5 protein-coding genes are annotated in these 8,980 nt (G+C 65.7%); all 5 read left to right on the top strand.

Annotation, left to right across the window (positions count from 1 at the left end):
* The first annotated feature begins 591 nt into the window (after window positions 1–591).
* The 5 genes from AC6LJ2_RS14640 to AC6LJ2_RS14620 are packed head-to-tail and all read left to right on the top strand — an operon-like array spanning window position 592 to window position 8,979.
* Window positions 592–1,851 carry a nucleotide sugar dehydrogenase gene (locus AC6LJ2_RS14640; RefSeq protein WP_498151615.1) on the top strand — a complete coding sequence of 420 codons (1,260 nt, stop codon included), beginning with the start codon at window positions 592–594 and terminating at the stop codon, window positions 1,849–1,851.
* 42 nt (window positions 1,852–1,893) lie between these two features.
* Window positions 1,894–4,374 carry a hypothetical protein gene (locus tag AC6LJ2_RS14635; RefSeq protein WP_498151614.1) on the top strand — a complete coding sequence of 827 codons (2,481 nt, stop codon included), beginning with the start codon at window positions 1,894–1,896 and terminating at the stop codon, window positions 4,372–4,374.
* Window positions 4,371–6,431 (top strand): glycosyltransferase, encoded by a 2,061-nt coding sequence (locus AC6LJ2_RS14630; RefSeq protein WP_498151613.1) that lies wholly within the window; start codon window positions 4,371–4,373, stop codon window positions 6,429–6,431. Before AC6LJ2_RS14635 ends, AC6LJ2_RS14630 begins: the two co-directional genes overlap by 4 nt.
* 42 nt (window positions 6,432–6,473) lie before the next feature.
* Complete coding sequence (locus tag AC6LJ2_RS14625; RefSeq protein WP_498151612.1) at window positions 6,474–7,631, top strand: polysaccharide biosynthesis/export family protein; 1,158 nt, start codon at window positions 6,474–6,476, stop codon at window positions 7,629–7,631.
* A 7-nt stretch (window positions 7,632–7,638) separates the two neighbouring features.
* Complete coding sequence (locus AC6LJ2_RS14620; RefSeq protein ID WP_498151611.1) at window positions 7,639–8,979, top strand: ABC transporter permease; 1,341 nt, start codon at window positions 7,639–7,641, stop codon at window positions 8,977–8,979.
* The last annotated feature ends 1 nt before the right edge of the window (window position 8,980 follow it).

The raw sequence follows: 8,980 nt of genomic DNA, 5'->3' as shown, positions 1-8,980 counted from the left end.
CCCCCGGCACCTTGCGGTGTCGGGGGCATTTTTTTTGCCGCGCCATCGCCATGCCCCGCCGCCGGAGAATGGTCAATAGGTTTGGATTTTTCCTGATACAGGCATGGGACGATATTTTGCAGTGATTCCGACGCGATCAGTGACTTCAGGTTGCAATATCGGGAGGGGTTCCCGGGGATTAATAGATAACCCAGGATTCCATACTCATTCCTTGCGGTTTTATTAAACCAAGATTAGAAAACGACTTTATACATTTACTAACAAAACAAACGATCTAATCTATTTCTATTTGTATGAACAAAGCGTTTGTCTGAGGGATTTCCCCCGGTTTATTGCAATATTTCCGATTTATTTCCACAGCGATGAAAACTTTTAGAAAGAATTTCGCTGTCTCAGCCGCCTAAGATTCGTTGGCTCGCTACCCACACGTATAACGCGGTATCGAGATGTAATTAATTCTGAGCAACGAGTCCACCCCAGGCAGGGAATAGTCATTCGATTCCAAACCGGTCGATCGGTTCCTGGGTGTCGGTTTTTTATGTACTCGACACGACGAAAACAGTGAGGTCCCCCGTGGTAAAGAGAATCGCAGTGTGCGGTCTTGGATATGTCGGCCTGCCCGTGGCCGTGGCATTTTCCAGGCGCTTTGATGTCGTCGGCTTTGATGTTGACAAGCGGCGGATCACGAGCCTGAAACAGGGTGAGGACTGGACGGGCGAAATCGAACGCGATGCCTTGCTGGCTTCCCGCATGCAGTTCACCGATCAGGTTACCGAACTGCAAGGGTGCGACTTTTTCGTCGTTGCCGTGCCGACGCCCGTCGACGAGAAGAACAACCCCGATTTTTCCCTGCTGGTGCGCGCCTGCCGCTCGATCGGCCCCGTGCTGCGCCCCGGCTGCATCGTGGTGTTCGAATCCACCGTGCACCCCGGCGCCACCGAGGAAATCTGCGGTCCGGAACTGGAAAAGGCCTCGGGCCTGCGCTGCGGTATCGACTTCAAGCTGGGCTACAGCCCCGAACGGATCAACCCGGGCGACCGTGAGCACCCGCTGGAGAAGATCGTCAAGATCGTGTCCGGCCAGGACGAGCAGTCGCTGGAGATCATCGCCGGCGTCTACGAACAGATCATCGACGCCGGCGTGCATCGCGCCTCGTCCATCAAGGTGGCCGAAGCCGCCAAGGTGCTCGAAAACACCCAGCGCGACATCAACATCGCGCTAATGAACGAGATGTCCAAGATCTGCGACCTGGTCGGCATCCGTACCGCCGAAGTGCTGGCGGCCGCGGGCACCAAGTGGAATTTCCTGAAGTTCACGCCCGGCCTGGTCGGCGGCCACTGCATCGGCGTGGACCCTTACTACCTGACGTCCAAGGCGCAGGAACTGGGCTACCACCCCGAAGTCATCCTGTCGGGCCGCCGGATCAACGACGGCATGGCCAGCCACGTGGCCTCGCGCGTGGTGCAGACCCTGGCCCGCAACGGCCGCCTGAACGCCTCGACCCGGGTCGGCATCCTGGGCATGACGTTCAAGGAAAACGTGCCGGACATCCGCAATTCGAAGGTCGTCGACCTGTATCGCGCCCTGGGCGACTACGGCATCACGCCGGTGGCCTGCGACCCGATGGTCGACGCCGAACAGATGCAGCATGAGTACGGCATCAGCCTCGTCGATCGCGACCAGTTCCGCGACATGGACGTGCTGATCCTGGCGGTGCCGCACCGCGAGACCATGGCCACCATCTGGGAAGACCTGCCGCAGCTGGTCAAGGCCGACGGCATGGTGTGCGACCTGAAATCCGTACTGGACAGCCGCCGGCTTCAGCCCGGCCTCGTGTACTGGACGCTTTGAGTCCAGGTTTTGCGTAACCCATCAACACAGGAGAGGCCCGGAATGACCGCCTTTACCATCGCTCCGATTGGCACCTGCCGCATCCACACGCCGCTACGCGATGCCGTGGGACGCTACCCGATCAAGCAGCAGCTCGGCCGCAATTACGGTTTCGTGCACACCAGCGCCGAGGCGTTGCAGCAGGCCCGCTTCATGTTCGGCCAGGCCGACATTCCCGCTGACGTGCAGCGCCTGATCTTCCGTCCGTCCAGTGGCGAGCAGGCCCGCCGCGGCACGCACAAGCCGGCCGACCTGTACATGGTCGAGCTGTCCTCGCGCAAGCTGCTGACCATTGGCGCCCACCCGATCCAGTCCAACTACCTGGTGCGCTTTTTCAGCGAGTTCTTCGCCGACCGCGCCCGCACCCGCGCATTCTGGTCCCAGGCGACCGAAGAACGGCTGGCCGAACGGCGAGAATGGCTGGACAAGGATCCGGTCTTCAAGAGCCTGTCGCCGGACAACCGCGAGCTGCTGGCCCGCATCGTCAAGCGCGAACAGACGGACGACGAGATCGAGCAGCAGATGCGCGAGCTGGTCGACCTGCTGGGCCGGGACAAGATCGTGTTCGTCACGCACGTCAACGCCATGACGCCCGACAACGTGCCGATCGAACAGCGGGCGCAGCTGATCGCCGCCGTCGCCGCCAGCGCGCAGCGCATCGGCGTGCCGTGCTACGACCCCACGCCGCTGATGAACAAGATCGGCCAGGCCGACGCGCTGGAAGACGGCGGGCTGGACCTGACGCACTACACGCCGCTGTTCGCCGAACGCCTGTACACCGAGTGGTACAAGACTTTCGTGCGTCCGCGCATGAGCGCGTCCACGCCGCAACCGTCCGTGCCCAAGCTGAGCGCCGACGAAAGCGCAGAACGCATCGAGAAGCTCTGGGAGTCGGGCGAGCTGCGCGAAGCCTCGCGCCGCCTGCGCGACGTGCTGCGCCGCCATCCCGGCCTGCCGGACCACACGCTGCTGTTCGCACGCATCCAGGAAGAACTGGGCGACTACGAAGGCTCGCTGGCGCTGCTGGGCAGCGCGGACGGCACGCTGGCCACCGGCAGCAAGGCCGAGCAGATCCTGATGCGCAACCATTTCAAGCTGGGCCGCCATGACGTTGCCCACTCGCTGGCCGCAGGCCTGCTGGGCGACGAAATCGAGACCCCGGAAATCGTGCGCATCGCGGCCATTTCCGCCGGCCACCTGGGCTTTGTGGACGAAGCCCTGGGCAATTGGAAGCAGTTGTTCCGCATCTCGTCGCCGCAGGACCCGACCGCCACGGAAGCTGCCGACACCGTGCTCTCGCTGCTGCAGGCCGGCAGCGACATGGAAGCCACCTTGCGCTGGGTGCATGAGGTGCGCGAGGCCATTCCGGCGCATGGCCGCAGTTTCGCGATGCTGTGGCGCGACCGGCTGATCGCTGGCGACCGCGCCGGGCTGCGCGCGCTGGCGGCCGAGTCGCCCGCGCTCACCGATGTCGAGGCGCTGGAACTGGTCAAGGAAGCCTCGTGGCGCGGTTGCATCATGGCCGCGGCGGCGCTGGCCGTGTCGTGCAAGCTGGCCGATACCGAGCAGGAAGACATCGCCGCCTGGCTGCGTGCGCAGGCCGCGACCTGGGCCGAAGAGGGCACGCAGGCGCTGGATGAAGGCCGCCTGCGTGATGCCGCCGAGCGTATCAGCGCGCACCGCCTGCTCAATCCCGATGCCCTGGCCGGCGTGCGCGCCAAGCGCGCCTTCGAGCGGGCGATGCGTCTGGGCGTACGGGCCGCGCTGGTGGCGGGCAATCACAAGGAAGTGATCGACCTGACCGACATCGCACTCGACACCCAGGTCGAATTCCCCGAGTTGCACGCGATGCGTGGCCGCGCGGCCGACGCGCTGGGCGACAAGCAGACCGCCATGCGGCACCTGGAGCAGGCGGCCGCCAACGAGTCGGCGCCCTTCAGCACGCAACTGCACTTCGCCCGCGTCGCGTTCAACGGCGGCTGGTTCGGCGAGGCCATCGACGCCTACAAGATGGTGCTGGCCAACGCCTCGGCCGACCAGGGCGCCAAGGACGAGGCCGAGCGCCAGCTTGGCAGGCTTGGGCCGCGCGCCATCCGCGGCGCCCGGGAGCTGCTGTCGGCCGGTGACGCCAAGGCGGCCTGGACCCTGCTGGAGCGTGTCGCCCAGTCCTGGCCGCAGATGACGGAAGTCGACCACGAAAAGCGCCGCATCATCGCCGTGCTGTACGCCGAAGCGCGCGCGCTGGACTCGTCCAGCACCACCGAGCGCCTGGCGTTGGGTGAGCGCATTCTGCAACTGGTGCCGGACGATCCCATCGGCCTGCGCCTGGCCGCGGTCGGCGCCATGCGCCTGCATCGCTTCGAACAGGCCCTGCCTTACTGGCGCGCGCTGCAGCAACGTTCCGACAACCCGGCCCAGTACGATCACTACATCCAGCGCTGCCTGGTGTGGATCGACAAGGCCAACCGCAGGAAGGCCGCATGAATCCGCCGTTGATCACCGAGCGCGAGAGCGCCGATTCCGAGTTGCGGCAGGTGCAGGCCCGGCCGGAGGAAATCGTGGCGGCATCGGGTCGGGTCCAGGTCGCGCAGGACAACCTGGCCGACGCGCAAGCGCTGGCGCGGGACCACCTGTCCGACCCCAAGGTCCGTTTCCTGCTGCTTCGGTTGAAAGAGGCGGCGGGCCTGAACGAGGGCATGTCCGAACAGTGGGCCACGCTATTGCGCGAATGCCCCGATGACCTGGAAATCGTGCGCTATCGCGCGACCCGCCTGGTCAAGGAGCGCCACCTGGAGGACGCGCTGGCCCTGGTGGACCGGCACCTGCCTGCGTCCACCGAGAACCCCGCCCGGTTGTTCTCCCGCGCCAAGCTGCTGAACGACATCCGTGCGTATGAGCAGTCGGACGCCTTGTTCCGCCGGCTGATCCTGCAGCACACGGACCGCAACATTCGCGTCGAGTTTGCCAAGCGCCTGCGCAAGCGCGGCCTGCTGGCGGATGCCTTCGAGGTCATCTCGCCCGTGGCCAAGCACCTGGCGCCGGGCAGCAAGGCGGCGGAACTGGCCAACGGGCTGGCCAGCGACTACGCCTTCTATCAGCGCCTGGAACCCGAAGCCGCGCTGGCCGGCAAGGACATCCGGATCGTGTCGATGAAGCACGCCATCCTGCATTTCCGCAACCGGCAGATCCCGGAATGCTCGCCCGACAAGCCCGTTTCGGTGGCGCTTGTGACGGGCAGCCTGGGCCCCGGCGGCGCCGAGCGCCAACTGACGCGACTGGCCGGGGAACTGGCCCGCATGGCGGAGGCGCCCGAGCCGCGCCCCGTCGATGTGCCGATGAAGCCGGAAAAGGTCGAAGTGCTGGTCAAGCAGCACACCGAGCCGGCCGGTTCCACCAAGAAGCAGGGCCTGGATTTCTTCCTGTCCGTGCTGGTCAAGGCGCAGATTCCGGTCACGGAAATCAACAAGCTGCCCGCGATCTCGGTGGCGCACCAGTCGGTACCGGACGGCAGCCTGACCCGCCTGCTCGAGCAACTGCCCCCGCCGGTTCACTATGGCGTGACGCGGCTGGCGCCCGTCTTGCGCGCCAGCACGTTCGACGTGGTGAGCCTGTGGCAGGACGGCACGTGCCTGTTCGGCGCGCTGGCGGCCTTGCTGGCCGGCGCACCGACCATCCACCTGGTGTTTCGCGGCTTGCCGCCCAACATCCGCAAGGACCGTTTCCGCGAAGAGTATCCCGAGCTGTACCAGGCCCTGGCCCAGGTGCCCGGCGTGCATTTCGTCAGCAACAGCCGCAAGGCCGCCGAGGCCTATGCCGAATGGCTCGGCATCCCCATCGTGCGTTTTCACGTGCTGTACAACGGCGTGCCGGACCTGAACACCGACGCGGCGGCGACGGACCAGGAAAAATGGCAGGCCTTCCAGGAAAGCACGGCCGACGCCACGGAAACCATCGGCGGCGTGTTCCGCCTGGAACCGGACAAGCGGCCGCAATTGTGGATCAAGCTTGCGGCGCTCTACCTGAAACAGCGGCCGCAGGCGCGCTTTGTCATCGTCGGCGATGGGCGCCTGCACGACAACATCGTGGCGCTGGCGCAAGAGCTGTGCGTGATGGACCGATTGTTGCTCGTCGGCCTGTCGAACCACGTGGGCTATTGGTATTCGCAAATGGATGCCAAGGTCCTGCTGTCGCGCTACGAGGGCCTGCCCAACGTGCTGATCGAGGCGCAACTGCTGGGCGTACCCGTCGTCTCGACGCCGGCCGGCGGGGCTGGGGAGTGTTTCGAGGAAGGCGAGACGGGGCACCTGCTGGGCGACGTCGAACATCCCGACCTGCACGAGGCCTGCGACAAGGTCGTGTCCATCGTGGACCGGGTGCGCGCCGATGAACGCCTGAAAGCGCAAAGCCGCCACCGGGCGCAGACGTTGTTTTCGCTGGAGGCCATGCTGGCCAAGTTCCTGAGCCTGTGCATGCCGTTCATGCCCGTGTCGGAGAACGACGAGTCCATGGAACCGCCGGCGATGCAGCTCAAGCAGGCCTGAACGTCCGTCCGCCACTCTCGTTCTGAAGAACAAAAGGAAGTTATGCAAATGAACGTCCCGGCGGCGGGCCGGCGCCCCTTTGCGGTGCCGGCTCTGCTGCTGATTACCGTACTGACACTGAGCGGCTGCCAGTTGCCGCGTTCCGGGCCGATGCTGGCCGAGATGACCGGCGCGCATGACGCCAAGGACGTCATCGTGATGCCTGCCTCGCGCGAGCTTGCGCGCGAGAGCCGGGTGCCGGAAGTCTCCGATTTTCCCGTGCGTTACCGCGACCTGACCGAGGCCGGTTTCGACAGCCTGGTGCCCGGCGACGGCATCAACGTCAAGGTCTGGGAACGCGGCGGGTTGGGCGTGTTCGCGGCGGATCCGTCCGGCGTGAGCGACCTGGGCAACCAGGAACTGGACCGCAACGGCAATGTGTCCTTTCCCATCCTCGGCAAGTTCCAGGCCGGCGGCAAGACGCTGGGCCAGCTGCATGACGCCATCGTGGCGCGCCTGAGCCGGCTGGTGGCCGGGGCCGACGTCAGCGTGACGCGCGCGGCCGAGGCACGCGGGCAGATGGTGACGGTGCAGGGCAACCTGACCAAGCCGGGCATGTATCCCATTACGCAGACGTCCCAGCGGCTGAGCAGCGCGCTGGCCCAGGCCGCGCCGGTGCAGACCAACCCCGAGCAGCTGGTCATCAGCCTTCGGCGCGACAACCAGGTGGCCTCGGTGCGCCTGTCGGACATCTACCGCAATCAGAACAACGACATCCTGCTGCGGTCGGGCGACGTCATTACCGCATACGAATCGCGCGAGTTCCTGACGGTGCTGGGCGCGGCGGGCAACCAGGGCCGCGTGGCGATCAGCAAGCGCAACTACAGCGTGCTGGATGCCTTGGCCGATTCGAAGGGCCTGGACGACCAGACGGCGGACCCGCGCTCGGTCTTCCTGTTCACGCCCGCGAAGGCGGGGGTGGATGGCAAGCCGGATCTGTTGCCCGTGGTGTACCAGTTCGACCTGACGCGCCCGGAACAGGTGGCGCTGGCCCGCGAATTCACCGTGCGTGAAGGGCAGGCGATCTATATCTCGGATGCGCCGTTCACCCAGGTGCAGAAGGTGCTGTCCGCGTTCCGCGTGACCATGAGCGCCGGCTTCAGCGCCATGCGGGCCATCGATTCGAATTCCGGCGGCTCTTCGACCGGCGTCAGCCAGTAGTGCGTCGATGAGCAACGAGGATCGGATCAAGGGTTGGCGCGCGCGGAAAAAAGACAGCAGCTACGCAGTGGGATCGGGCGTCGATGCCTGGCGCCTGGATCCCGCCAAGCTGTTCGAGGCCAAGGCCGAGCCGGCCGTCCTGCTCAAGCCCCTGCTGGCGCGCCTGCAGGGCGAGCCGCATGACTCCGTGGCCGCCCGGCGGGCGGTCTACGAGGCCGTGCAGGCCGAGCTGGACGCGGAGATCGCGCGCAGCAAGGTCGACGAGGCGCTGGCGGATTTTTCGCGGCGGCGCCTGCGCATCATCGTGCGCCTGCTCGAACAGGACATCCGCGCCGGCATCGAGGTGTTCGCGCCCGGCTACATGCCCGCCCGGCTGGTGGCCGAGGACCAGCGCCTGGCCGACGCGCAGGCGCGGCGCGAACAGCGGCGCAGGCAGGACGAGGCGCGGGATGCGCGTCGCCATGCCTCGCGCAACGATATCGCGCTGGAAATGGAGCTGCCCCCGGGGGAGGCCGGCGACCTGGCGATCCTGCAGGATCGCCTGCGCGGCCTGCATGCCGGGCATCATCCGCGCATCATCGGCCGCGGCTGGCCGGGCGGGCGCACGCTGCTGGCACTGTTCGTCTACCAGCTGAACGTGATGCACGGCGAAAGCCGGATCGCGCTGCTGTGGGCGCTGGTGGGGCCGGTGGTGCTGCTGACGTTGATTTCGTCGCTGTACATCCTGATGGGCACGCACTACATCCTGGGGATGGACGTGCAGACGTTCTCGCTGCTGGGCGCGACGACCTGGATCATGTTTCGCCAGATCATCTTTCGCAGCAGCACCGCCTACGTGTCGGCGCGCGGCCTGTTGAACTTCCAGGGCGTGTCGCCCTTGATGTGCGCGCTGGTGCAGGCGTTGCTGTACGTGTCGGTGTACCTGGTGGTGTTCGTGGTGCTGATCACGGCCGGTCATGCGCTGGACCTCATCACGCTGCCCAGGAGCTGGCCGGGCTTCATGCTGTTCGTGGTGCTGATGGCGTGCTGCGCCGCGGCGATGGGGCTGTTGTTCGGGGCGATCGCCACCTGCTGGCATTTCTTCCTGCGGCTGGCGCCGGTGATCGAGCGCTTCCTGCAGATTTTCTCGGGCGTCTTCTTCGTCTCGGAGCAGTTGCCCGAGAACCTGCGGCCCTGGATGCTGTGGCTGCCTTTCGCGCACGGCATGCAGCTGCTGCGCTCGGCCTACTTCGACGCCTATACGTCGCAGGATGCCAGCCTGGGCTATTTCCTGACCAGCCTGGTCTTCCTGATGGTGGTGGCCCTGGCCGCAGAGCGGCTGGCCCGTCCCAACATCCAGCCCATGTGAG

The sequence above is a fragment of the Achromobacter sp. 1014246743 genome, from assembly GCF_059760725.1.
Note: the sequence above shows the minus strand (reverse complement) of the source record. Positions and strands in the feature narration are given on the sequence as shown.